We start from the raw sequence: 23,102 nt of genomic DNA on the forward strand, positions 1-23,102 counted from the left end.
ATGCAGAAAAGGCGCCGACGGCGCCTTCCTGCTGATACGATCGCGGCCAATCATATCCTCTCTTGGCGGCACAATAAATAGCTTCTATCGCTCTTTTCCGGCCTGCCAGCGCATTTGCTCGGCGATTTTCCGGACGGTTTTTTCAGGCACCTCGCCGACCACAGTAATCTGAAACTGCGCCAGGTGTCGACGCCAGGCATTAACCGCACCCATGCGGTTTCCACCGTCGTTTTGCGCCGACCGTGCAGGCTCAATGAAAACTGACACCGCCGCCAGGCCGTCCGACAACACGATGTGGGTCATCTGCTGGTTTGACATGGGCTTCATTGCGCGACGATAGCTTTTGACGACAAAACCCCGAGGCATCCATTGTGCCTGCCACACCCGTGTATCGCCCGTGTTGTCTGTCAGTTCTCCGTCACCGTCGGAATCATGAGTCACCATCTGTTTGTGACCGGTAGTGGGCTCGAGTTCTGACCTGGCGATATTGGCGCCGATATCCACATGAGTGAACATGAATTGCTCGAGCACTTCGCCCCCGTTGGCCAGTAACTCGGCCTGGACAAGCAAGCCCGTTGCCTGATCTGCCCAGAATCGGTGGCCATAACGATATTCATCTGCCGGCATGATCTGTACTTCCCGGGCCGGGCGCCCTCCTATACGCCGGGTTTGCCCCAAAGCGAAACGATAAAAAGGCTTGAGTGTTTCCAGCATCGCGGGAACCAGTGCCGGGAAATTTTTTGTCGTCATTGAAGCACGACTGACCGTAATGGCGTTTTCGTCAGGCAGGTAACATCGAATTTCGTCGTTATTCCGAATGATTTCCCGCTTCGCACCATTGAGAGACAGCAGCCGCTCCCGCACCTGGCCTGCTGAAACCTGGTGGACAATCTCCATGGCTTCCATCTGGCCATCGTGCTGATAAACAAAATGACCGCGATAATTCAGCGTCTGCGCCGCGCGGCTCATTTTCATTAACCAATCGGTGGCGCTTTCATCGGCCATGGTCTCACTTGCCATGACTGGCACCAGCGTCAACGCGAACAGCGCGAGCACAATCCTACTTGTCTTGTTTACTGGCATTATCGTACCCGGCAACAGCGCCATAACCCATGATACCTTTCAGGTTTGATACCGGGCTGTAGGCGTTGTGCTCAACCAGGTACAGATTCAGTTCCTGCTCCAGTGCCGGTGTATTGTTTTTCCAGTATGTATTCCCTGCCCGGATGTAATCTCCGTCCTGGATGGGCTTGCCGGCCAGCAGGTCATTGCCGGTTGGCTCATGAAGCAGGCTCGGTAACCCGAACAACGCAACAGCGGCGACCGATGCAGCAATAGCAAGGCCTGCCAGTGCTTGCGTCCATCGCCTAACCGGTTGCACGCCTGGTTCCGGTGCCAGCATGACCGGCTGCTGTCTGAGCTGCTCAATAATGCGCTGACTTAAACCAGACCGATGCCGGCCTTGTTCACCGTGCATTGCGGCGCTGGCTACATGGTAACGCTCCCAGACCTTTTGCAGTTCGGGATCACTGTTGATTTGCCGAATCAGGCTGTCTACCTGACCAGGCGCCAATTCACCATCCAACATCGCGGACATTCTTTCTTTTGCGTCTTTCATATTGTCAGTCTCGTTTGTCACTATCGCAGCCTCGTTATGCCAACAGCGGTCTGAGTTTTTCATCTATAGCTTCCCGGGCACGAAAAATTCGCGACCGAACCGTACCTACAGGGCAATCCATGAGCCCTGCAATATCGTCATAGCTCAGCCCCTCGAACTCCCTGAGACTAATGGCTATTCTTAGCTCCTCGGGCAGGCCGCCAATCACATCCTGAACGGTACGAGCTATTTCATCTGCCAGCATGCACTTTTCCGGCGTGGCAATTTCCGCGAGGGGTGAACCCATAGCCATGTTCTCTACGTCTGTAAAATCCATGTCCGTACCGGGTGGTCGGCGACCACTGTTCACCAGGTGATTCTTGGCTGTGTTCACGGCAATTCGGTACAGCCATGTATAAAAAGCGCTGTCGCCTCGAAAATTGCCAATCGCGCGGTATGCCTTGATAAAGGCCTCCTGGACCACATCTTCCACCTCGTACGAGTCATGGATAAACCTGGCAACCAGCTTGCTGACCCGGTGCTGATACTTGAGTACGAGCAGGTTAAAAGCGGCCTGCTCGCCCCGTCGCGTCCGTCGAACCAGGTCAACATCGGTTTGTTGATCAATCATCGACGCTACACACCTTGAGCTTGTACTCCCCTGCCAATACTGCCAATGCCATCGCCTTCACCCGGGTGGATAAACTGTGCTTCGTGAGCGTAGACCGCTGATTCTGTAAAAGGTTCATTTTCCTGTCGTTCGTGCCCGGGTTTTTGCTTCCGTCCGCCAATGTTAGTGGTTATGCTTGGGCATCTTTCAACAGTATTCAAAAATCTGCAACCCGGTAACCAACACATCAATCATGCCTACGCCGTTTTTTTCTGATGTTCTTGTTATCGGTGCAGGGTCCGCCGGGCTGACCCTGGCGCTGCGCCTGGCCGATTCGCATCGTGTCACGGTGCTGGCCAAGGGGGCGCTCAGCGAAGGCTCCAGCCTGTATGCACAAGGTGGCGTTGCCGCCGTACTTGACGGTGATGAGGATTCTTTTGAATCCCACATCAAGGACACTCTCGATGCCGGTGCCGGCTTGTGTCATGAAAATACTGTCACCTACACCGTTGAGCATGGACCCGAAGCCATCCGGTGGCTCATCGACGCCGGGGTGTCATTCAGTAGCCAGGCTGACCGTAACGGCAATTCCTTGCTGCACCTGACCAAGGAAGGCGGCCACAGTCACCGCCGGGTGATTCATGCTGCCGATGCTACCGGCCGCGCCATCGAAACCACGCTGCTGGACCTGGCGCGCAGCCATGGCAACATCACCCTCAAGGAACACCAGATCGCCATTGACCTGATTACGCGAAAACGTCTTGGTCTGGCCGGTCCCGATCGTTGTCTTGGTGCGTATATACTTGATCGCAGCAATAACCGGGTTGATGTATACCAGGCCCGCTACGTGGTACTGGCAACAGGCGGCGCATCAAAGGTCTACCTCTATACCACCAACCCTGATACGTCGACCGGTGACGGTATTGCCATGGGCTGGCGTGCCGGTTGCCGCGTGGCCAATATGGAGTTTGTCCAGTTTCATCCCAGCTGCCTGTACCATCCACAAGCCAAGTCTTTCTTGATCAGCGAAGCTGTTCGTGGCGAAGGAGGCAAATTGACGCTGCCCGATGGAAGTGCGTTCATGAGACGACATGATCCACGCGAGGAGCTTGCGCCGCGTGACGTTGTCGCCCGCGCCATCGACTTTGAAATGAAACGGCACGGCGTTGACCACGTCAATCTTGATATCAGTCATGAATCTGCTGAATTCATAAAAGAACACTTTCCAACCATCTACCAACGCACCCTTGAGTTCGGCTTTGATATGACCAGGGAGCCACTGCCGGTGGTGCCCGCGGCCCATTATACCTGCGGCGGAATCATGACCGACTTGCGCGGACGCACCGATGTGCCTGGTTTGTATGCCATTGGCGAATGCACCTTCACCGGCTTGCACGGCGCCAATCGCCTGGCCAGCAACTCGTTACTGGAATGCCTGGTATTCGGAACAGCGGCAGCCAAGGATATCGGCTCACGCACTGACAACGACGATGTTACCGCCAGCGTATTGCCGCCATGGGATGAAAGCCGTGTTACCGACCCGGATGAACAGGTGGTGGTGTCCCATAACTGGGATGAACTGCGCCGTTTCATGTGGGACTACGTCGGCATAGTCCGTACCAACAAGCGCCTGGCACGCGCCAAGCATCGTATTGATTTGCTGAAAGACGAAATTCGCGAGTATTACAGCAACTTCAAGGTCACCAATGACCTGATCGAACTGCGTAACCTCGTCGAGGTTGCTGACCTGATCGTGCAGTCAGCCATGCAACGCAAGGAAAGTCGCGGCTTGCATTACACGCGCGATTATCCGCAAGCCGACGACAATGAAATGCGGGACACGATTCTGGTCCCGTCTGAATATGACCCAAGAGAACTTTCCACCTCGAAATTATCGGCGGTTTAGCAACGTCCCTGCATGATTCCAGGATCAGCCCGGCTGGCTGGCGTAACGCCGGGTTATTTTCGCCAGCCTATCTCGGTCAACACATCATTCACAAAGGTATAGGGAACAAACTCGTCATCAGTAGTCTTGCCGTCATCAATTAGTCTGGCGCGAAAATAGTGCACTTCAACCAGCTTGCCATCGCGCGTGTATTTTTCCGGTTGTTTCTTTTCATCAAATGGCAGGCGCCATTGTGTTGGATTCAGGACCGACAGCACTGCTTCCCTGGAATCACCCGGTTTTACCGTTGCGGCGGCTTCATGATAGGCCTCAATGGACCGTTCAACACGCTTGGTGGCACACGCGGACAACAGCACCGCGCCAATCAATACCCATGACAATTTGTTCATCTGCATTCACCGACCTCTCTTTTATTGATCTAGTCAGAACAAAGCATAGCCAGACAGTGTGCATCTGCCAGCAAAAGATTGGTTTCGCCTACCCTTCGTAACCATTCAACCAGCGCTGCAGATAAGCGCGCTCCCGGGCGCTCAGCGTATCGGGCGCCAGTATCACGCGTTGTCGCGATCGCCCGGGCAATTGATCCAGGTGGAGCAGGCACCAGTTACCGATACGCCAATGACTGGCGACCCTGGCACCATGCTCCGCGGTGCCGACGTGCAGGCGGCAGCGGCCAAGTTTATCCAGTTGCAATGCAGTCACAGCCAACGTCGTCCCGGCATGACGTAATGACCGATGTATTCGCCTGCCATACAAGAAAAGGATTAGCCAAAGAAAGAGTTTCAGAAAGAACGGTATTTGAGCCAGACCGATTGGGAGCGCGCTGCAGGAAACGACAACTATCCAGATGAATTCAAGTTTCTTTGATTTTTTTATGTTGATAATCAATATCTTCCCTGATCTTCTTGATAATTTTGTTTAAGCCGCTATCCGTGCAGCTTTCGGAACCATTCAGCCATGCAAGAATGGCGTTATCGGCTTCGTCGAGTAACAACCAGAATTCGTCTTTCAGCTCCGGCCCCAGCGACGGGTATTGGTGGCGGATAAATTGCTCAAAAACAAGGTCCAGCTCCAGCAGACCCCGGCGGCAGCGCCAACGCAGCCGCGCCATCTCCTCGTCGGTTACCACTTCCGCCTCATGAGCATTTGCTTGATCAGGCCGACGGCTTTGGTGGGATTCAACCCCTTAGGGCACACATCAACACAGTTCATAATGCCATGACAGCGGAACAGCCGGTACGGATCTTCCAGGTCATCCAGGCGTTCTCCTGTCGCCAGGTCGCGACTGTCTGCCAGGAAACGCCAGGACTGTAGCAACGCCGCCGGTCCGAGAAAACGATCCGGGTTCCACCAGAATGATGGGCACGCTGTCGAGCAGCAACCGCACAGAATGCAGTCGTACAAACCATCCAGCCGATCGCGTTCTTCGGGCGACTGCAGGCGCTCGATTTCCGGTTCCGGCTCATCGTTAATCAACCAGGGCTTTACGGAACGGTACTGCCTGTAGAACGGCTCCATATCGACAATCAGGTCGCGGATAACCGGTTGCCCGGGAAATGGCCGCACTTCAATTGGCTGCTTCAGCGACTTGATCGGTGTCACGCAGGCAAGGCCGTTACGACCGTTCATGTTCATGCCGTCCGAGCCACACACTCCTTCCCGGCAGGAACGTCGAAAACTGAGACTGTCATCCTGCTCCTTGATGAGGATCAAAGCGTCGAGCACCATGATGGCGCCGCAGTCATCATCGAGCTCGTAATCCTGCATACGCGGCTCGCTGTCCGTTTCGGGGTTGTATCGATAAATTGAAAACCGGATCGCCATGACGCCTGCCTTTCTTAATACACGCGCGGCTTAGGCGGAAACGGATCAACAGACTGCGGCTTCATGCGAACCGGCTTGTAATCCAGCAGTCGATCTTTTTTGAAAAACAGGCTGTGTTTCAGCCAGCGTTCATCATCACGATCCGGATAATCCAGACGTGAATGTGCGCCGCGGGACTCGTGACGTGCTGCCGCAGATACTACCGTGGCAATGGATATATCCATCAGGTTTTCCAGTTCCAGCGCCTCTATGCGCGCTGTGTTGAATACCTGGCTGTGATCAGTCAGCCTGGCATGTTCAAGGCGCTGCTCCAGCTCCAGGACTTTTGCAATACCCTCATCCAGGACATCCTGTGTGCGAAAAACTCCGCAATAGTCTTCCATGGTCTTGCGCAGATCATCATGTATATCCTTTACGGATTCGGAGCCGGTTTTTCGATCCCAACGCGACAACCGGCTCATGGCCAGATCGACACTATCCTGGTCAATAGCGCGGTGGAACCGGTTTTCCTTGAGGTAGTCGAGTATATGATTGCCGGCAGCACGCCCGAAAACCACGATATCCAGCAAGGAGTTGCCGCCAAGACGATTGGCGCCATGCACCGACACGCAGGCGCATTCTCCCACGGCATACAACCCCGGGACCGGCTCTTCAGGACCATGGGCCACTGGCGCCACCACCTGCCCGGCCTTGTTGGTGGGAATACCACCCATGGTGTAATGCGCCGTCGGGTAGACCGGAATCGGTTTTTCAATGGGGTCAATATGGGCAAAACGCATGGACAATTCACGTATGCCTGGCAAGCGCTTCTTGATGACTTCGGCGCCGAGGTGATCAACTTTCAGCAAACAATAATCCTTGTCTGGTCCACAACCACGGCCTTCGCGCACTTCCACCGCAATCGCGCGACTGACCACGTCACGACTGGCCAGATCCTTGGCGGTTGGCGCATAGCGCTCCATAAAGCGCTCACCTTCACTATTAATAAGGTAACCACCTTCACCACGAACGCCTTCCGACATCAGCACGCCTACCCCGGCAATACCGGTCGGGTGAAACTGGAAAAATTCCATGTCCTGAAGTGGAATATCAGCGCGCAGCGCCATTGCCATGCCATCGCCGGTGTTAATCATCGCATTGGTTGATGTGCGGAACATGCGACCGGCGCCGCCTGTAGCCAACAAGGTGGTTTTGGCTTCAATCAGCAAAGGTTCGCCAGTTTCTATGTTAAGGACCAACGCACCCAGAATATAGCCGTCCTTGTCCTTGATCAGGTCAATAACAAAATATTCATCGAAGAAATGGGTCTTGGCCTTCAGGTTCTGCTGGTACAAGGCATGAAGAATAGCGTGGCCGGTACGATCGGCGGCGGCACAGGTTCGCGCTGCCTGCGCTCCTCCGAAATTCTGGCTTTGCCCACCGAAGGCGCGTTGGTAGATATGACCGTTGTCCAGCCTGCTGAATGGCACACCGTAGTGTTCCAGTTCAATAACAAGCCGGGAAGCAGCTCGACACATATATTCGATTGCATCCTGGTCACCAAGATAATCGCTGCCCTTGACGGTATCGTACATGTGCCAGTGCCAATTATCTTCGGTGACATTGCCCAACGCTGCGTTCATGCCGCCCTGCGCTGCAACGGTGTGTGATCGTGTCGGAAATACCTTCGAAACAACGGCTACATGGGCATCACCCTCGGCCAGTTGCAAGGCGGCGCGCAAACCGCCGCCTCCAGCGCCTATTACCAGGCTGTCAAATCGTCGAACCGGAAGTCTCACGGTATACGGGTCTCCACCAACAAGCGCCCCATCCATACCAGCAGTGCCAGCAATGACGCCCCGGTCAAACCGGTTACGGTCAGCCGCAGCCAGAACGGATGGAGGTAATCAAGATACACACTGCGCATACCCACCCAGGAATGCGCCACCAGGCTAAGGCCGAATACACCAAATGCCGCCCGCACCATGCCGTTGCCAAACCACTGTAACCAGGCGTCGTAATCCGCAACAGGATCGGCACTGAAACGAATAATCAAGTACAGCAGAAAACCGGCTATATAAAGCGCCGACATGCGCTGTACCAGCCATTCACCCAGGCCGCTACGTGACGAGCCGAGAAATTGCACGCGTTTCACCACCAGCATACCCCGAGTATTAGTGCGACAATGGCAGTCCCGAGCCAGCAAAGTTTCGCGCTCCGGACTGCCTGTTGTTTCTTTACGCCGATATCAAGATCCAGTAACAGGTGACGCACCCCGGAAAAAAAGTGTTGTGCCAGCATTATTGCAAATAACCACGTCAGCACCCGAACCACAGGGTTCTCCCAGAGCGCCATTATCGCATTGAATCCCTCACGATTCTCAAGGGACAATTGCAAAAAATAGGTTGCAACCGGCAACAACAGCACCCATAAAACGCCGGTCACCCGGTGGACAATAGATGTAACCCCGGCAAAAGGCAGCTGAATCCGGAACAGGTTTAGAAATACTGGGCGATCTGATTTTCGCATCTGGACAGTTGGTTTTCCTTGTTATACTGCTGCCTTGCGTCATGGCAGCGCGGCTGAAGCATGGCGGACCACGCTATCCCGGTGAATGCCACCGACATGGTCAATTATAAGACACGGTTTGGCAGATAACAAAAGCGGTAAGATCAAAAAAGAGGTACCTAGCAAATGGACTGGAAACACATCCTGCAATCATCCCCGGCTCAGGCACTGGCAAATTCCGGTGCTGATCCAGGCGCCCGGACCGCGTTGGCCGCACTGACGGATTTGGCGCTAATCCGTGTCAGTGGAGACGACGCCGCACAATTCCTGCAGGGGCAGCTGTCAAATGATATCCGTTTGCTCGACACCAATCCGACCCAGTTGAGCGCATACTGTAATCCCAAGGGGCGAGTACTGGCCCTGTTTCGTATTTTCAAGACAGGAAACGATTACAATCTTTTGTTACCCGCAACGTTGGCCGAAGCGACGACCAGGCGATTGCAGATGTTTGTCATGCGCTCAAAAGTTGACATCAAGTTTTGTCAAGATCGCCTGCTGCTTGGCGTTATCGGCAACCCGTCTTGCCCGGGCTTGCCGAAACTGCCGGCCGATGCCAATCCTGTCATTCATGACACAACCGATGACATTGCCCTTGTTAGTCTGAATGGCAATACAAGACGCACACTGCTATCCGCGCCATCGGGGTTTGTCGGCACGCTGTGGCAGAGCAGCTCAGGAATAGTCGCGACCGAAGATGCTGCTGGATGGCGTCTTCTGGATATTGAAGAAGGTATTCCCCAGGTATTCGAAGAAACTGTCGACCAGTTTATTCCGCAGATGATCAATCTCGACATACTGGACGGTGTAAATTTCAAGAAAGGTTGTTATCCGGGACAGGAAATTGTTGCTCGCATGCGCTACCTCGGGAAACTCAAGAAACGCATGTACCTTGGTACCATTGATAGCCAACAATGCCCTCAACCCGGGGCCCCGGTCTTTTCGGAAAGTTTTGGTGAGCAGGCTGCCGGCAGCATAGTTGATGCCCGCGTGGATGCGATGGGTTTGTGCAAGGCGCTTGTCAGCTGTCAAATAAGTGGAGCTCTGGCGCATGATCTGCACATGGACTCGCAGAATGGTCCGCCAATTACACTGCTACCAATGCCATACAGTATTGAAGATAATACTCCTGCATAACGATATACCACTCGTATAACTCTGAAGCGGTGTTCAAGCCTGAGCGCCGCTCTAAAATGGTGTTATCTGTTAAAAAGATTCCAGCAAAACAATATCCATGGAATAACTTGCCTTTCCGTTACGTCTTTATTTATTACGGACATGGCTTGCCTGTACTCAGCCACCATGAAACCACGGAATTTCAATCGATCACAAGCAATACAGTTGTTAATGCCACCGGGCTATGATTGAATTGCATCGAATAGGAAGGACGTGTATTAGGTTAACAATATCATAATATACTGATTTACTATTATCAGTTGGTTGCATATATTGCCAGCAATCATCTACACAACATTAGGGTAGAGAATAAATTCAAACCGATGTCTTGTTTATCTGGCCATCGAGTTGAAAATTAAAACACGACTATCTGGAGGAGCTCGCCGATGATTTACACGCGTAAGACGCCGGCAACCTTGATCATGGGCATTATCTTTATGGCCTATGGTTACCTGGTTAAGGCAAACATGCTTGATGGCCTGATGGCCACATTAAAAGTTGAAAAATTGACCGGAGAGATGATCTCCATTTCGCTGGCTGCCGGTGCAGTCGGTATCATCATTGGTCTGTGGCAGTTACTGGCCTCACCCAAGGAAGGCAGTATGGATTACTACCTTTCTACAGTGGCCGGTGCCCTGTTTATCCTGCTGGTAGCAGCCGCGGTAAAATGGGGTCTCGCTCCCTGGGTTGCCGTAATTGGCAAGGCTATGGGCACTGTTGGTGATACCGGTAAAACCATCGACAAATTGCTTGGTCTGAACTATGTCGTACTGGGCATCATTGCCGGTATTGTCATCGTCAACTACCTGAAGATTCCCAGCTGGGCAGAAAATGGTGTTCGCCTTTCCCGCCTGGGATTGAAGACCGGCGTTATCCTGCTGGGCGCGCTGTACAGTATGGCCGAACTGGCCAAGCTGGGCCGCCTGTCCGTGGTCATGATCGGTTTCTTCGTACTGGGTTCTGTTGGCATGGTGCTCTGGCTCGGCTCTCGTCGCAACATCCCCAACTCCATGGGTGGCGTACTCTCAGCCGGTATGGGTGTTTGCGGTGTATCAGCTACAGTTGCCGCTTCCCCGGTTGTCCAGGCCAAGTCTACTGAAATTGCCTACACCATCGGTACCATCCTGCTCTGGGGTGTTCTGATGATGTTTATCTTCCCGCCTGTAGGACATGCCCTGGGAATGGGTCCGATCCAGTTCGGTGCATGGGCTGGTACCGGCATTCTCAACTCAGCACAGGTAGCCGGTGCAGCGTTGGCATTCCAGCCGAACGGTATCGAAACCCTGAAGGTTGCCGAAATCTTCAACATTACTCGTGTACTGTTCCTGCCTATTATTGTTCTGTGGTTGGCAGTCTGGTACGTGAAGCGTGAAGAAGGTGCGCAACAGGTTAATGTTGGCAAGGTTATTGTTGGCAAGTTCCCGGTATTCGTTCTGGGCTTCATCCTGATATTCGCCCTGTCTTCTACCGGTATCTTTGCTCCGGCAAACCATTACAAGGGCAAGTACTTCGATAACAACATCAAGGAAGCCAAGCTTCTTAAAGATGAAGAAGTGGCAGCCCTGCAGGCACAGTCCGACAAGGTTCAGCGTGAAGATCGCAAGGCGGCACTGGCTCGCCTCATCGAAAACAAGAAGGTTATGTCTATCGATGATGACGATACCTTGCGCGGCCTGGTCAATGCCAAGGTTCTGGACAAGGATGCCAACAAGATACTGAAAAATGCACACAAGGCTGTTCGCCATACCGCCAAGCGCGTCAAGGCATTCCGAAACCTGATCGTCTGGTTCTTCGCCTTCGGCCTGGTCGGACTGGGTATGCAAATCACGTTCTCGTCCATCAAGCAGGCAGGCGGTCAACCGCTGGTCATTGGCACCATTGTCGGTACTACCAAGGCCATCGGCGCATTGATCGTCATCCTCATGTTTGTACGTGAAACGATTTAAACCTGCTCAGGGAGATATTAATTATGTCTGAAAAGAAATTTGAACGTGGCACCGCCCTGTCGATCTTCAAAAGTGACCGCATGGAAGACTTTGTGGCACTCGGAATATCACTGGCGATAGTTGCAATAGTTGTATTGTCTATTCCCAAATAACGAAATGTGATTTAATCACGACTCCCGGATCCTGTTCGCAGGGTCCGGGATTTTTTTCGACTGAATAATTCAATATACAAGATGACCTATCAAAAAATATTGCTTGCCAGCCACGGTACGCGCGGCGCCCGGGCCGCGGAACTATACGCCCTGGACATCGCTGCCGATGGTGGCCATATCGATCATCTCGAAATTGTGCCTGATTTCTGGAAAGGCATGATGGGCGATGACTGGCTGAACAACTCTTCTACCCAGATTGTTTTCGGAGAATACGTTGAAAACCAGCTGGAAAACGAAATCCAGGAGCGAATGGAGAAGGTCAAGGCAGAGGTCGAAGCCGCCGGTTTTGGCTATAGCGCATTCGTTGATCTTGGTAAGCCTACAGATTGCCTGGTAAAGCAGTCCTTGTCAGAAAATTATGATGTCATCATCATCGGCTCGCCAAGACCAAAAGGCGAGCAAGGTTACCGCTCGCGCATTCATGTAGATGAGTTGTCGCGCGCCATTAAAGCACCTTTGCTGATTGTACCGTTTCCTTTATGACAGAAATCCGTACCAAAGAAACACCGCCCATTGATTCAACTGATGCTGCCTGGGTGACCATCAGGTCTGATCTTCCTGCTGATAAGGTCTTTGCTATCCTGTCTGATGTGGAAGTATTGTTAAGAATCAACCCATACTACTATTTTGAAAGCCTGTCAGTCGCCGACAACAGCTACACCATGCAGCTGACCAATCACAGTAACCAGCAGAATACGCAGACCAGTTTCACTTGCACACACGGTGAAAACAGGCTGGAGCTGGTATACAGGGACTTTATCAAGAAGCGCACTGTGCTCGAGGTAAAAGCGGATAACACGGGTTGCGTCATCACATTGTCCGATGACTACAGCAACCTGTCTGAACCAGAGCGTGAAAAGCGCGTCGATGAAGTGGACAAGAGCCTCAATGCCTGGGGCGAAGCCATTCTCACCTATCTCTCCAGGATAAAACGCTGGTCCTGGCTGCCCGGCTGGCGCACCTACATGCGCAGGTTTTGGATCCCGATGAAGCCTTCCGCGCGGAGAATTGTCTGGATGCTGTACCTGGTTACGGTCGTTGAGTTTTTCTTCTTTTTATTTGTCATGCTCATTTACGTTTTAGAGCAAATGAAACCGGATATATTCTGACGCTCCAGCTTCGTTAAGAAACACGCCAGATTCGCCAAGCCCTCACGGCTTGCTTTTCTTCTGCTTGTCGACCAGCTGATAGAATGTCTCGTCAGGCTTGACCATACCCAGCTCGGAACGGGCGCGCTCCTCAATTGCCTGCAAGCCGTGCTTGAGATCGGCCACTTCAGCCTGCAGTGCCTGGTTTCGTTCCCTGAGGGTCCTGTTTTCCAGTTGCTGTCGCGCAATTTCATCGCGTAATTGCCAGACGCGCACGATACTGCCGCTTCCCAGCCACAAAGGGTACTGAAGCAGCAGCAGAACCGTCGCAAGGAACACGATAATCAGGCGATCACGACTCATCATGCCGCCATCATATCACCGGATTGGGTAATCCAGATATAAACTAGCCCAGCATCGGGAAAGCGGACAGGCCCGGGTAAACGGCCCGGTCGCCAAGGGCTTCCTCGATTCTCAGCAATTGATTGTACTTGGCCACACGATCAGAACGTGACAGGGAGCCGGTCTTGATCTGGCCGGTACCGGTAGCCACGGCGATATCGGCGATCGTCGTATCTTCTGTTTCGCCGGAACGGTGGGACACAACTGCGGTGTAACCGGCGTTCTTGGCCATGTTAATTGCAGCCAGGGTTTCGCTGAGCGTGCCGATCTGGTTCACCTTGATCAGAATGGAGTTGGCAATACCCTGATCGATACCCTGTTTGAAGATTTTGGTATTGGTGACAAATAAATCATCGCCGACCAACTGAACACGCTTGCCAAGTCTTTCGGTCAGGATGGACCAGCCTTTCCAGTCATTTTCACCCATGCCGTCTTCGATGGTAATGATCGGGTATTTTTCAACCCAGGCATCCAGCAGGTTGGTCATGTCACTGGCATCCAGCACCCTGTCTTCCGAAGTCAGGCGATACTGACCATCCTTGCAGAATTCCGAACTGGCGACATCAAGGCCAAGAAAAATATCCTTGCCAGGCTTGTAACCGGCATTCTCGATGCCGCGCAAGATCACTTGAATCGCCTCTTCATTGGAGCCCAGGTCCGGGGCAAAGCCGCCCTCGTCTCCCACGGCTGTGTTCAAACCTCGATCATGGAGAACGTTCTTCAGTGCGTGAAATACCTCCGCACCCCAACGCAACGCTTCGCGAAATGTCGGGGCGCCCGCCGGAACAATCATGAATTCCTGCAGGTCCACCGAATTGTCGGCATGGGCACCGCCATTAATGATGTTCATCATCGGAACCGGCATGCGGAAATCATCAGCGTTGCCCAGGTATTCGTACAATGCCTTGTTGCTGTCACGGGCGGCTGCTTGTGCAGACGCCAGCGATACCGCCAGCAGCGCATTGGCGCCCAACCGGCTCTTGGTATCCGTACCGTCCAACTCAATCATGGTGGTATCAATACCTTGCTGATCAGTGACATCCATACCTTTCAGGGCATCCGCAATTACACCGTTGACACTTTCAACGGCCTTGGTAACACCCTTTCCTAAATAGCGGGATTTGTCGCCATCGCGTAGCTCCACGGCTTCGCGCTCTCCGGTTGAGGCTCCGGACGGGACAGCCGCCCGGCCCATGACGCCGGAATCAAGGAAAATATCTGCTTCTACGGTGGGATTACCGCGCGAGTCGAGAATTTCTCGCGCCTTGATATTCACTATCTTGCTCATCGGATTTTAATCACTCTCTGCCGGTCTCACACCGGGGTCTTGTTGGTCTCTGGTTTCGGGCGCGGAGTGTACTACGAGTTGAGCAATATCTCATCAAGTGGACGCGATTTTACCAGGCTGTCGATGTCCTTGAGCATGGTCAATAAGGACTTCATACGGCCCAGCGGCCAGGCGTTGGGTCCGTCACTGAGCGCTTCGGCAGGATTGGGGTGAGTTTCCATGAAAATGCCGGCAACCCCCACCGCCACCGCCGCCCTGGCCAGAACCGGGACATGTTCCCGTTGACCGCCTGATGCTGTGCCCTGCCCCCCTGGCAGCTGCACCGAGTGCGTGGCATCGAAAACCACCGGACAGCCCGTCTGGCGCATGATCGCAAGCGAGCGCATGTCAGATACCAGGTTGTTGTAACCAAAGCTTGCGCCACGCTCACAGACCATAATACGGTCTTTTCCGCCGACCGCTGCAGCCTTGTCGACAACATTGGCCATATCACCTGGTGCCATAAACTGACCCTTCTTGATATTGACCGGCTTGCCGGCCGCCACTACCGCCTCGATGAAATCCGTCTGTCGACAGAGAAATGCCGGCGTCTGCAGCACGTCTACTGCCGCGGCTACCGCGTCCACCTGGGTAATATCATGCACATCGGTCAGCACCGGAACACCGATCTGTTTGCGCACATCAGCAAGAATTTCCAGACCCTCTTCCATGCCCGGACCCCGGAAGGATTTGCCCGAGCTCCGGTTTGCCTTGTCAAAGGAGGATTTGTAAATAAACGGAATGCCCAGCTCATCGGTGATCTGCTTTAGCTGTCCCGATGTATCCATGGCCATCTGCCGGGATTCGATGACGCATGGCCCGGCAATGAGGAATAACGGCCTGTCGAGACCGACTTCAAAATCACATAACTTCATTTAACTAGCCGCTGCCTGTTGTTTGCGATTACCGGCCTCGTGATGATCGCGAGCTGCCTGGATATAGCCGGTAAACAAGGGATGCCCGTCTCGTGGAGACGATGTAAATTCGGGATGGAACTGGACGCCCACGAACCAGGGATGTTCATTGACCTCAATTATCTCGACCAATGAGCCGTCTTCGGAAGTGCCGGCGACGACCAGCCCCGCCTGTTCAAGCTGATCACGATAATTGTTATTGAATTCGTATCGATGGCGATGGCGTTCGGTTATAACATTCTTGCCATACAGTTCACGACTGTGAGTACCCTCAATCAACTTGCACCGCTGGCCACCCAGTCGCATGGTTCCACCCAGGTCACTGTCTTCAGTGCGAACCTGGACACTGCCATCCTTGTCCTTCCATTCGGTAATCAGGCCGATAACCGGGTGCTGCGTCCTGGCATTGAGCTCGGTACTGTGCGCACCAACGAGGCCGGCGACATTTCTTGAATACTCAACCACGGCCAACTGCATGCCGAGACAAATACCCAGGTACGGAACCTGGTGCGTACGGGCGAAGTTTATCGCCGTGATTTTGCCCTCAACTCCGCGTTCACCAAATCCGCCTGGCACCAGGATGGCATCCACGTCATCCAGCTCGGCCGTGCCGGTTTTTTCGATCTGGCTGGAGTCAACATAGCGAATGTTGACGCGCGTATGGGTTTGCGCACCGGCATGAATCAGGGCCTCGGACAAGGACTTGTAGGATTCCGTCAGGTTGACGTACTTGCCGACCATGGCAACAGTGACCTCGCTGCTTGGGCTGGCCATATCGGCGACCACCTTGTCCCATTCGGCAAGGTTTGCCGGACCGACATTGAGCCTCAGTTTTTCGACAACAATATCATCCAGGTCCTGCTCGTGCAGCGCTCGAGGAATTTTGTAAATACTGTCCACATCAACCGCGGAAATAACCGCACGCGCGGGCACGTTGGTAAACAGCGCAATTTTGCGCCGCTCCGCCTCGGGCAGGGCCTGCTCGGCCCGGCACATCAGCACATCAGGCTGAATACCAATAGAGCGCAATTCTTTTACGGAATGCTGGGTCGGCTTGGTTTTGATTTCACCAGAGGCGGACAGGTACGGCACCAGGGTCAGGTGGATAAACACGGCATTGCTTGGGCCCATTTCGATACCCATCTGGCGGATGGCTTCGAGAAATGGCAGGGATTCAATGTCGCCAACCGTGCCACCAATCTCGACGATGGCAATATCCGCATCAGCGGCGCCAATCTGGACATTGCGCTTGATCTCATCGGTGACGTGCGGAATAACCTGCACAGTGCCACCAAGATATTCACCACGACGCTCCTTGCGGATGACGTTTTCGTAAATCTGGCCAGTAGTGAAGTTATTGTTGCGGGTCATGGTGGTGCGAACAAAACGTTCGTAGTGGCCCAGGTCGAGGTCGGTTTCGGCGCCATCGTCGGTAACAAAAACCTCGCCATGCTGAAACGGGCTCATGGTGCCGGGATCAACATTGATATAGGGGTCCAGCTTGAGCAGTGTAACCTTGAGGCCACGTGCTTCGAGCAAGGTCGCAAGGGAGGCAGCGGCAATACCCTTCCCGAGGGAGGACACTACGCCACCGGTAATAAAAATAAATTTGGTCATGGACCCGTCTCAGTAAGCCTGGATTGAATCAGGCGTGGGTTGAATCATCGTGACAATATCGTCTGGACGGGATGACAAAGTACCAGAAGCGACGGACTCAGACAACAAGGTTTACCCAATCCCCATTTTTATTGGTTTCGGTGATCTCAAATACCTTGCCGGGTTCACCCTGCCGACAACAAAACGGTTCAAACACGGCCACCCCGGGCACGGCAGCCAACTGTCCGTCAATAAATATCAATGGCAGACGGTTTTTCAACCAGGGCGGTACCGCCGCATCCTGAAGCACCTTTTTTAGCTGGTGGTGCAGTTGCCTTCCCGGCAACTGCACCCGCTCACCACCCCGGCGCTGCCTGAGCTCGATAGTTGCGCCGACCAGCAGCCGACTGGATATCCCTGCTGCGGCCGTTTCATGGAGCCGCAACCGGATAGCCAGATCGGGCAACTCAAGCTCCGGGGTGCTGTCAGGCCATGCCAGTTGCCAGTTACCAGGAATCACCGGGGCCGATCTCCTGACTGCCAGAATATCCCGATAGCACCAGACTTCAGCCTCACCCCAGCGTACGCTATGGGGCGTGGACTGGTGCAAAAGGGAAATAATCTCCGTCAGCTTGTGGCGCGAGGGCATGGGATACCCCCTTCGCCTCAACCACAACCGAACAGTCAATGCCTGTTCGCCGGGCGCCAATCTAGATAGCGCCGAAACAGAAAGCTCCCCATCGGCGGTCTGACACAGCGCCAGGTGCCCGGAAATGGATTGATCGAGCAATTCCCCGGTATCGCGCGCATCACCCGCCACCTGGGCCAAACGCCGCCCCACGCCTGGCCAACGGGCCTCCAGCATCGGCACTACCTGATGTCGAAGGTAGTTCCGGTCGAAACCGGAAAGACGATTGGTCTCATCTTCAATCCATGACAAATCCTCGGCCCGAGCATAGTCAAGTATTTGCCGGCGAGAAATATCAAGCAGTGGACGGATCAGTTGGCCGCGAGCAAACGGCCTTGTCGCCCGCATGGCCGCCCAGCCGTGAACGCCGCTGCCACGCATCAGTCGGAGCAAGACCGTTTCTGCCTGGTCATCTTGATGGTGTGCGGTCAGTAACAGCTTCTTGTCTGCGCTGATATGATCAGCAAGTGCCTTGTACCGGGCATGCCTGGCCCGCGCCTCGGTGTTGCCTGGCGAGCCTGCGAGTGAGATTTTTTCGACAACGAGGGCTATGCCAAGTGTTTCGCATACCTGCTGACAATGCGCTTGCCAGGCGTTGGCATTGGCACTGATAGCATGATTGACGTGGACAGCCGATACGTTGAATTCGGTCCTGGAAAGCAAGTGCAGCAGGACATGAGAATCGACGCCACCACTATAGGCAACCACGCACTGATGACGCCCGGGCGTCGCGCCCAGCCGAATCAGGGTGTCTTGCAGAGATTCCGGGTCGAGCGTGGAATCAGTTTTCCTCAAACCGGCCGGCCTTCATATAACGCTGGTAGCGCTGGTCCAGCAGGCTGTCTATCGGGATGGTATCAAGTTCGTTAAGCGTCGACACCAAGGCGGCCTTGACCTGCCCGGCCATGGTTTCCATGTCGCGATGCGCGCCGCCCAGCGGTTCCGAAATAATGGAATCCACCAGGCCCAGCTCCTTGAGCCTGTCGGCAGTAATACCCATGGCTTCTGCTGCTATCGGCGCCTTGTCCGCACTCTTCCAGAGTATCGAGGCACAGCCTTCAGGCGAAATCACCGAATACGTGGAATATCCCAGCATCATCAGGCGGTCACACACGCCTATGGCCAGTGCACCACCCGACCCGCCTTCGCCAATCACGACGCTGATGATGGGGGTCTTCAGGTCCGCCATGACGTACAAGTTGCGGGCAATAGCTTCTGACTGACCACGTTCTTCCGCACCTACACCCGGATAAGCACCTGGTGTATCGATAAAGGTAATTACTGGTAACTTGAAGCGCTCGGCAGTCTCCATCAGGCGCAACGCCTTACGGTAGCCTTCCGGGCGCGGCATACCAAAATTGCGCCGAACTTTCTCCCGGGTATCACGACCTTTTTGGTGGCCAATGACCATCACCGGCCGTCCTTCAAGCCTGGCAATACCACCCACCAGCGCCGGGTCATCAGCAAACCGGCGGTCGCCGTGCAGCTCTTCGAAATCAGTCATCATGAGCTCGACGTAATCCAGCGTATACGGGCGCTGGGGATGACGAGCAAGCTGGGATATCTGCCAAGGCGTCAGCGAACTGAAAATATTCTCGGTAAGCTTGCGGCTCTTTTCCTCAAGCTTGTGAATTTCTTCCTGGATATCAATACTGCCTTCCTTGTTGGCAGTGCGCAGCGCCTCGATCTTGGCATCAAGGTCAGCAATGGATTGTTCGAATTCGAGATAATTCTGGTTCATTCTGTTCGACCTTTCAGGCCCCTGACTACGTTTTGCGCGAGGATAACAGAAGAATCAAGCGCTTACAAAACCATCATTGCCCGTAAAAAACCTCAACACGCTCCTCTCCTGCCAGTTCATTCAAGCGCTCGAGTGCTCCATGGGTCAACCGGAAGCACCACTGTTCATCAAACACCAGGTCCGCTTCTGCCCGGTTATTGGTGTAATGAACGGTAACCGCACAACGACCATCCTCATGCGGCTGAATTATCTCTTTCAGTCGCGGCAACAGGTGATCATGGAACTGGCTGGCATCAAGACGCAGCGCCAGCTTGCGGGCAAATGCCTGTTGCGCCTGGTCAATGCCGTAGATTTCATTGGCGCGCATCTTGAAGCCGCCGGAGTATTCATCTACCGATGCCTCGCCCTTTACAACAAGCAGCGCATCCTTGACCAGCAGATCGCGGTATTGCTGAAACATGTCCGAGAATACAGCAAGCTCGATGCGACCGGTCTTGTCATCCAGCGTAATAAATGCCATGCGGTCACCGCGCTTGGTCTGCATGGTACGAATGCCGACGATCAAGCCGGCAACAATGATCGACTTCCTGTCCTCGACATTGATGTTGGCAATACTGGAATCGGTAATTTTGTTAAGTGTCGGAATATAGCGGTTGATAGGATGCCCGGTAAGATACAAACCCAGTGTCAGCTTTTCCCCTTCGAGACGCTGATCCTCATCCCAGGCTGGCACCTGCGCATAAGGCGCCTTCTGTTGAACAGTTTCAGTGGCAAACATATCCATCAACCCGGCTTCCTGGTTATGACTATGCTGGCCGCCGGCCTGCAAGGCATCGTTGAGTGATGCCATGAGCACGGCCCGATCCTGGCCAAACTCGTCCAGTGCGCCGGCGCGAATGAGTGACTCCAGTGTGCGGCGATTGATCTTGCGAAGATCGACGCGCCGACACAGTTCAAACAAGTCGGTAAACTCACCGTTTCGGTCACGATCCTCGAGAATGGATTCAATCGCCGCCTGGCCAAGCCCCTTGATGGCACCAAGGCCGTAAAGAATGGTCTTGTCATCGATCGGGGTAAACTCGTAATGGCAATGGGCAATGGCCGGTGGCTTGATCTCAAGACCCATGTCACGACATTCGGCAATCATCGTGACCACCTTGTCGGTGTTGTCCATATCCGACGACAATACCGCAGCCATGAATGCCGCCGGGTAATGTGTTTTCAGCCACGCCGTCTGGTAGGCGATCAGCGCATAGGCGGCGGAATGGGAACGGTTAAAACCGTATCCGGCAAATTTTTCGATCAAGTCAAAGATGTCCGATGCCAGCTTGCCATCGACATTATTGGCTTCAGCGCCGGAAACAAATATATCGCGCTGCTTTGCCATCTCCTCGGGCTTTTTCTTGCCCATGGCGCGACGCAACAAGTCAGCGCCACCAAGTGTATAGCCGGACAACACCTGGGCAATCTGCATAACCTGTTCCTGGTACAGGATGATGCCGTAGGTAGGCTTGAGTATCGGTTCCAGTGATGGATGCGGATAGACCACCCTGGCGCGGCCATGTTTACGGTTGATGTAATCATCCACCATGCCCGACTGTAACGGCCCCGGGCGAAACAAGGCGACCAGGGCGATAATTTCCTCGAAGTTGTCCGGTTGCAATCGCTTGATCAGGTCTTTCATGCCGCGTGACTCAAGCTGGAACAAGGCCGTGGTCTTGCATTCCATGAGCAACTGGTAACTGGCCCTGTCATCTATAGGCAGTTGATCAATCACCAGTGGCGATTCACCGCTGCTGTGACGATTGCGGTTGATAATCTTGACTGCCTTGTCGATGATGGTGAGATTGCGCAGACCCAGGAAATCAAACTTCACAAGACCAATGATCTCAAGATCATCCTTGTCCAGTTGCGATACCAGTGCCTTGCCACCCTGTTCACAGTAGGTCGGCATGAAGTCGGTTAACGGCTTGGGTGCTATCACCACACCACCGGCGTGCTTGCCGGCATTGCGCGCCATGCCTTCCAGCGCCAGTGCGTTGTTGATCAGATCGGTAACATCTTCATCTTTCTCGTAACGCTCCTTGAGCTCGGGCTCCAGCTCGAGCGCCTTGGTCAGGGTCATGCCTACTTCAAACGGGACCAGCTTGGCCAGGCGATCAACAAAACCGTAGGGATGATCCATAACACGACCAACGTCACGCACAACCGCGCGCGCCGCCATGGTTCCATAGGTGATAATCTGCGACACCTTGTCCCGCCCGTAACGCTGGGCCACGTAATCAATAACGCGGTCACGCTTGTCCATGCAGAAGTCCACGTCAAAATCGGGCATGGACACACGCTCGGGATTCAGGAAGCGTTCGAACAGCAGGTCATACTTGATGGGATCAAGATCGGTAATGCGCAGCGCATAGGCCACCAGAGAACCCGCGCCTGATCCACGCCCCGGCCCCACCGGTACATCGTTATGCTTGGCCCACTGGATAAAGTCGGCAACGATCAGGAAGTAGCCCGGGAAGCCCATATCAATAATAACGTTCAGCTCCAGCTCCAGCCGATCGTAATATTCCTGGCGATCCAGTTTCTCGCCGCCCTGTTCCAGCTCAATATAGCGTTCTTCAAGACCGCTCAATGACTGTTCGCGCAAGACATCATTAATGGTCTTGCCTTCAGGCACCGGGTAATCCGGAAGATAATACGTACCGAATTCCAGCTCCAGGTTGCAACGCCGGGCGATGGCCACGGTATTTTCCAGTGCCTCGGGAATATCCGAGAACAGCTCGGCCATTTCTTCCGGCTTGCGCAGGTATTGCTGGCTGGTGTAGCGTCGCGGGCGCCGGTTATCCGCCAACACGCGGCCATCATGGATGCAGGTCCGCACTTCGTGATATTCAAAGTCTTCCTGCTTGAGAAAATGCACATGATTGGTGGCCACCACCGGCAATTGGTGTTGCTCGGCCAATGCCACCGCGGCATGCACATAATCTTCCTGGTGTGGTTGCCCGGTTCGCTGCAGTTCAATATAAAAGCGGCCCGGGAACAGGTTCATGTACTCGGCGACAAGCCTGGCGCACGCTTCCTGATTACCGGCCTGCACCGCCTGCCCCAGGTCACCCTCCTGTGCCCCGGACAATGCAATCAACCCGTCAGTCTGGCCTTGCAGCCAATCCTTTGAAATACACGGCCGGCCCGTATGCTGGCCCTCGGCATAGGCACGGGAAATCAGGCGATTGAGGTTGTGATAACCGTCGCGATCCTGGCACAGCAATACCAGCCGGAACGGCTTGTTGTGGTCATCCGGATTCTCGATCCAGACATCCGATCCCATGATCGGCTTGATCCCGGCACCACTGGCGGCACGGTAAAACTTCACAATGGCAAAGAAGTTGGCCAGGTCCGTCACCGCGACAGCCGGCATCCTGGCTTCCTTTGCCGCAGCAACCAGATCCTTGACCCGGATTATGCCGTCGACCAGGGAAAACTCGGTGTGAACATGGAGGTGTACAAATGTGCTCATGGTGCGTATTT

The 23,102-nt window shown here is 54.0% G+C and carries 23 protein-coding genes; 6 read left to right on the forward strand and 17 right to left on the reverse strand.

The genetic code is table 11. The features are described 5' to 3' along the window. Nucleotides 1-84 precede the first annotated feature (84 nt). The 3 genes from OEZ10_11645 to rpoE are packed head-to-tail and all read right to left on the reverse strand — an operon-like array spanning nt 85 to nt 2,228. The gene (locus OEZ10_11645) at nt 85-1,083 is read right to left on the reverse strand and encodes a MucB/RseB C-terminal domain-containing protein (protein MDH5633634.1); all 999 of its coding nucleotides are present in this window, start codon (nt 1,081-1,083) and stop codon (nt 85-87) included. Continuing rightward, entirely contained in the window at nt 1,061-1,681 is a 621-nt protein-coding gene (locus OEZ10_11650) for a sigma-E factor negative regulatory protein (protein MDH5633635.1), read from the reverse strand. Before OEZ10_11650 ends, OEZ10_11645 begins: the two co-directional genes overlap by 23 nt. After that, nucleotides 1,653-2,228, reverse strand: a complete 576-nt coding sequence (gene rpoE, locus OEZ10_11655) for an RNA polymerase sigma factor RpoE (protein MDH5633636.1) — start codon at nt 2,226-2,228, stop codon at nt 1,653-1,655. Before rpoE ends, OEZ10_11650 begins: the two co-directional genes overlap by 29 nt. A 232-nt stretch (nt 2,229-2,460) precedes the next feature. Between rpoE and nadB the strand changes: the two genes are divergently transcribed. Further along, the gene (nadB, locus tag OEZ10_11660; GenBank protein MDH5633637.1) at nt 2,461-4,113 is read left to right on the forward strand and encodes an L-aspartate oxidase; all 1,653 of its coding nucleotides are present in this window, start codon (nt 2,461-2,463) and stop codon (nt 4,111-4,113) included. A gap of 53 nt (nt 4,114-4,166) precedes the next feature. Here the strand turns inward: nadB and OEZ10_11665 are convergent, their stop codons facing one another. The 7 genes from OEZ10_11665 to sdhC all read right to left on the reverse strand — a co-directional run bounded on the left by OEZ10_11665 (nt 4,167) and on the right by sdhC (nt 8,445). Beyond that, complete coding sequence (locus tag OEZ10_11665) at nt 4,167-4,502, reverse strand: hypothetical protein (GenBank protein MDH5633638.1); 336 nt, start codon at nt 4,500-4,502, stop codon at nt 4,167-4,169. A gap of 88 nt (nt 4,503-4,590) precedes the next feature. Further along, nucleotides 4,591-4,815, reverse strand: coding sequence for a hypothetical protein (locus OEZ10_11670; GenBank protein ID MDH5633639.1), 225 nt, complete (start codon nt 4,813-4,815; stop codon nt 4,591-4,593). Between the two features lie 151 nt (nt 4,816-4,966). Continuing rightward, nucleotides 4,967-5,242, reverse strand: coding sequence for a succinate dehydrogenase assembly factor 2 (locus tag OEZ10_11675; protein MDH5633640.1), 276 nt, complete (start codon nt 5,240-5,242; stop codon nt 4,967-4,969). Then, on the reverse strand, nt 5,236-5,937 hold the full coding sequence (locus OEZ10_11680) for a succinate dehydrogenase iron-sulfur subunit (GenBank protein ID MDH5633641.1): 702 nt from the start codon (nt 5,935-5,937) through the stop codon (nt 5,236-5,238). Before OEZ10_11680 ends, OEZ10_11675 begins: the two co-directional genes overlap by 7 nt. A gap of 14 nt (nt 5,938-5,951) precedes the next feature. Further along, nucleotides 5,952-7,715, reverse strand: coding sequence for a succinate dehydrogenase flavoprotein subunit (gene sdhA / locus OEZ10_11685; protein ID MDH5633642.1), 1,764 nt, complete (start codon nt 7,713-7,715; stop codon nt 5,952-5,954). Continuing rightward, a complete protein-coding gene (gene sdhD / locus OEZ10_11690) occupies nt 7,712-8,071 on the reverse strand; it encodes a succinate dehydrogenase, hydrophobic membrane anchor protein (protein MDH5633643.1) in 360 nt (119 codons plus the stop codon). Before sdhD ends, sdhA begins: the two co-directional genes overlap by 4 nt. Beyond that, on the reverse strand, nt 8,068-8,445 hold the full coding sequence (gene sdhC / locus OEZ10_11695; GenBank protein MDH5633644.1) for a succinate dehydrogenase, cytochrome b556 subunit: 378 nt from the start codon (nt 8,443-8,445) through the stop codon (nt 8,068-8,070). The genes sdhD and sdhC overlap by 4 nt, the downstream gene beginning before the upstream one ends. A gap of 165 nt (nt 8,446-8,610) precedes the next feature. Here sdhC and OEZ10_11700 point away from each other — a divergent pair, with 165 nt between their 5' ends. The 5 genes from OEZ10_11700 (at nt 8,611) to OEZ10_11720 (ending at nt 12,924) form a co-directional block, all read left to right on the forward strand. Next, entirely contained in the window at nt 8,611-9,618 is a 1,008-nt protein-coding gene (locus OEZ10_11700) for a folate-binding protein (protein ID MDH5633645.1), read from the forward strand. Nucleotides 9,619-10,043: 425 nt separating this feature from the next. Beyond that, entirely contained in the window at nt 10,044-11,603 is a 1,560-nt protein-coding gene (locus OEZ10_11705) for a YeiH family protein (protein ID MDH5633646.1), read from the forward strand. Nucleotides 11,604-11,626: 23 nt separating this feature from the next. Beyond that, nucleotides 11,627-11,755, forward strand: a complete 129-nt coding sequence (locus tag OEZ10_11710) for a hypothetical protein (protein MDH5633647.1) — start codon at nt 11,627-11,629, stop codon at nt 11,753-11,755. 81 nt (nt 11,756-11,836) lie between these two features. Continuing rightward, nucleotides 11,837-12,298 carry a universal stress protein gene (locus OEZ10_11715; GenBank protein MDH5633648.1) on the forward strand — a complete coding sequence of 154 codons (462 nt, stop codon included), beginning with the start codon at nt 11,837-11,839 and terminating at the stop codon, nt 12,296-12,298. Continuing rightward, on the forward strand, nt 12,295-12,924 hold the full coding sequence (locus OEZ10_11720) for a hypothetical protein (GenBank protein MDH5633649.1): 630 nt from the start codon (nt 12,295-12,297) through the stop codon (nt 12,922-12,924). Before OEZ10_11715 ends, OEZ10_11720 begins: the two co-directional genes overlap by 4 nt. Nucleotides 12,925-12,966: 42 nt before the next feature. Here the strand turns inward: OEZ10_11720 and ftsB are convergent, their stop codons facing one another. From ftsB to dnaE, 7 genes are all read right to left on the reverse strand, one after another. Then, complete coding sequence (gene ftsB, locus OEZ10_11725; GenBank protein ID MDH5633650.1) at nt 12,967-13,269, reverse strand: cell division protein FtsB; 303 nt, start codon at nt 13,267-13,269, stop codon at nt 12,967-12,969. A 40-nt stretch (nt 13,270-13,309) separates the two neighbouring features. Continuing rightward, a complete protein-coding gene (gene eno, locus OEZ10_11730; GenBank protein ID MDH5633651.1) occupies nt 13,310-14,593 on the reverse strand; it encodes a phosphopyruvate hydratase in 1,284 nt (427 codons plus the stop codon). A gap of 71 nt (nt 14,594-14,664) precedes the next feature. Further along, complete coding sequence (kdsA, locus tag OEZ10_11735; GenBank protein MDH5633652.1) at nt 14,665-15,507, reverse strand: 3-deoxy-8-phosphooctulonate synthase; 843 nt, start codon at nt 15,505-15,507, stop codon at nt 14,665-14,667. Beyond that, a complete protein-coding gene (locus OEZ10_11740) occupies nt 15,508-17,163 on the reverse strand; it encodes a CTP synthase (protein MDH5633653.1) in 1,656 nt (551 codons plus the stop codon). It lies immediately after the preceding gene. A 97-nt stretch (nt 17,164-17,260) separates the two neighbouring features. Then, nucleotides 17,261-18,625 carry a tRNA lysidine(34) synthetase TilS gene (tilS, locus tag OEZ10_11745; GenBank protein ID MDH5633654.1) on the reverse strand — a complete coding sequence of 455 codons (1,365 nt, stop codon included), beginning with the start codon at nt 18,623-18,625 and terminating at the stop codon, nt 17,261-17,263. Next, a complete protein-coding gene (locus OEZ10_11750) occupies nt 18,612-19,571 on the reverse strand; it encodes an acetyl-CoA carboxylase carboxyltransferase subunit alpha (GenBank protein ID MDH5633655.1) in 960 nt (319 codons plus the stop codon). Before OEZ10_11750 ends, tilS begins: the two co-directional genes overlap by 14 nt. Nucleotides 19,572-19,644: 73 nt before the next feature. Further along, complete coding sequence (gene dnaE, locus OEZ10_11755; GenBank protein MDH5633656.1) at nt 19,645-23,091, reverse strand: DNA polymerase III subunit alpha; 3,447 nt, start codon at nt 23,089-23,091, stop codon at nt 19,645-19,647. Between the last annotated feature and the right edge of the window lie 11 nt (nt 23,092-23,102).

Source organism: Gammaproteobacteria bacterium, from assembly GCA_029880545.1.
In the GTDB taxonomy this organism is placed as follows: domain Bacteria; phylum Pseudomonadota; class Gammaproteobacteria; order Acidiferrobacterales; family SZUA-150; genus JAOUOD01.

Excerpts from the sequence above, each read along its gene's own strand:
- OEZ10_11650 (MDH5633635.1), bottom strand. The coding sequence starts at position 1,681 with ATGAAAAACTCAGACCGCTGTTGGCATAACGAGGCTGCGATAGTGACA.
- ftsB (MDH5633650.1), bottom strand. The coding sequence starts at position 13,269 with ATGATGAGTCGTGATCGCCTGATTATCGTGTTCCTTGCGACGGTTCTG.
- OEZ10_11665 (MDH5633638.1), bottom strand. The coding sequence starts at position 4,502 with ATGAACAAATTGTCATGGGTATTGATTGGCGCGGTGCTGTTGTCCGCG.
- kdsA (MDH5633652.1), bottom strand. The coding sequence starts at position 15,507 with ATGAAGTTATGTGATTTTGAAGTCGGTCTCGACAGGCCGTTATTCCTC.
- OEZ10_11715 (MDH5633648.1), top strand. The coding sequence starts at position 11,837 with ATGACCTATCAAAAAATATTGCTTGCCAGCCACGGTACGCGCGGCGCC.
- eno (MDH5633651.1), bottom strand. The coding sequence starts at position 14,593 with ATGAGCAAGATAGTGAATATCAAGGCGCGAGAAATTCTCGACTCGCGC.
- OEZ10_11750 (MDH5633655.1), bottom strand. The coding sequence starts at position 19,571 with ATGAACCAGAATTATCTCGAATTCGAACAATCCATTGCTGACCTTGAT.
- rpoE (MDH5633636.1), bottom strand. The coding sequence starts at position 2,228 with ATGATTGATCAACAAACCGATGTTGACCTGGTTCGACGGACGCGACGG.
- OEZ10_11645 (MDH5633634.1), bottom strand. The coding sequence starts at position 1,083 with ATGCCAGTAAACAAGACAAGTAGGATTGTGCTCGCGCTGTTCGCGTTG.
- dnaE (MDH5633656.1), bottom strand. The coding sequence starts at position 23,091 with ATGAGCACATTTGTACACCTCCATGTTCACACCGAGTTTTCCCTGGTC.
- OEZ10_11720 (MDH5633649.1), top strand. The coding sequence starts at position 12,295 with ATGACAGAAATCCGTACCAAAGAAACACCGCCCATTGATTCAACTGAT.
- sdhC (MDH5633644.1), bottom strand. The coding sequence starts at position 8,445 with ATGCGAAAATCAGATCGCCCAGTATTTCTAAACCTGTTCCGGATTCAG.
- OEZ10_11680 (MDH5633641.1), bottom strand. The coding sequence starts at position 5,937 with ATGGCGATCCGGTTTTCAATTTATCGATACAACCCCGAAACGGACAGC.
- nadB (MDH5633637.1), top strand. The coding sequence starts at position 2,461 with ATGCCTACGCCGTTTTTTTCTGATGTTCTTGTTATCGGTGCAGGGTCC.
- OEZ10_11740 (MDH5633653.1), bottom strand. The coding sequence starts at position 17,163 with ATGACCAAATTTATTTTTATTACCGGTGGCGTAGTGTCCTCCCTCGGG.
- OEZ10_11700 (MDH5633645.1), top strand. The coding sequence starts at position 8,611 with ATGGACTGGAAACACATCCTGCAATCATCCCCGGCTCAGGCACTGGCA.
- OEZ10_11705 (MDH5633646.1), top strand. The coding sequence starts at position 10,044 with ATGATTTACACGCGTAAGACGCCGGCAACCTTGATCATGGGCATTATC.
- OEZ10_11710 (MDH5633647.1), top strand. The coding sequence starts at position 11,627 with ATGTCTGAAAAGAAATTTGAACGTGGCACCGCCCTGTCGATCTTCAAA.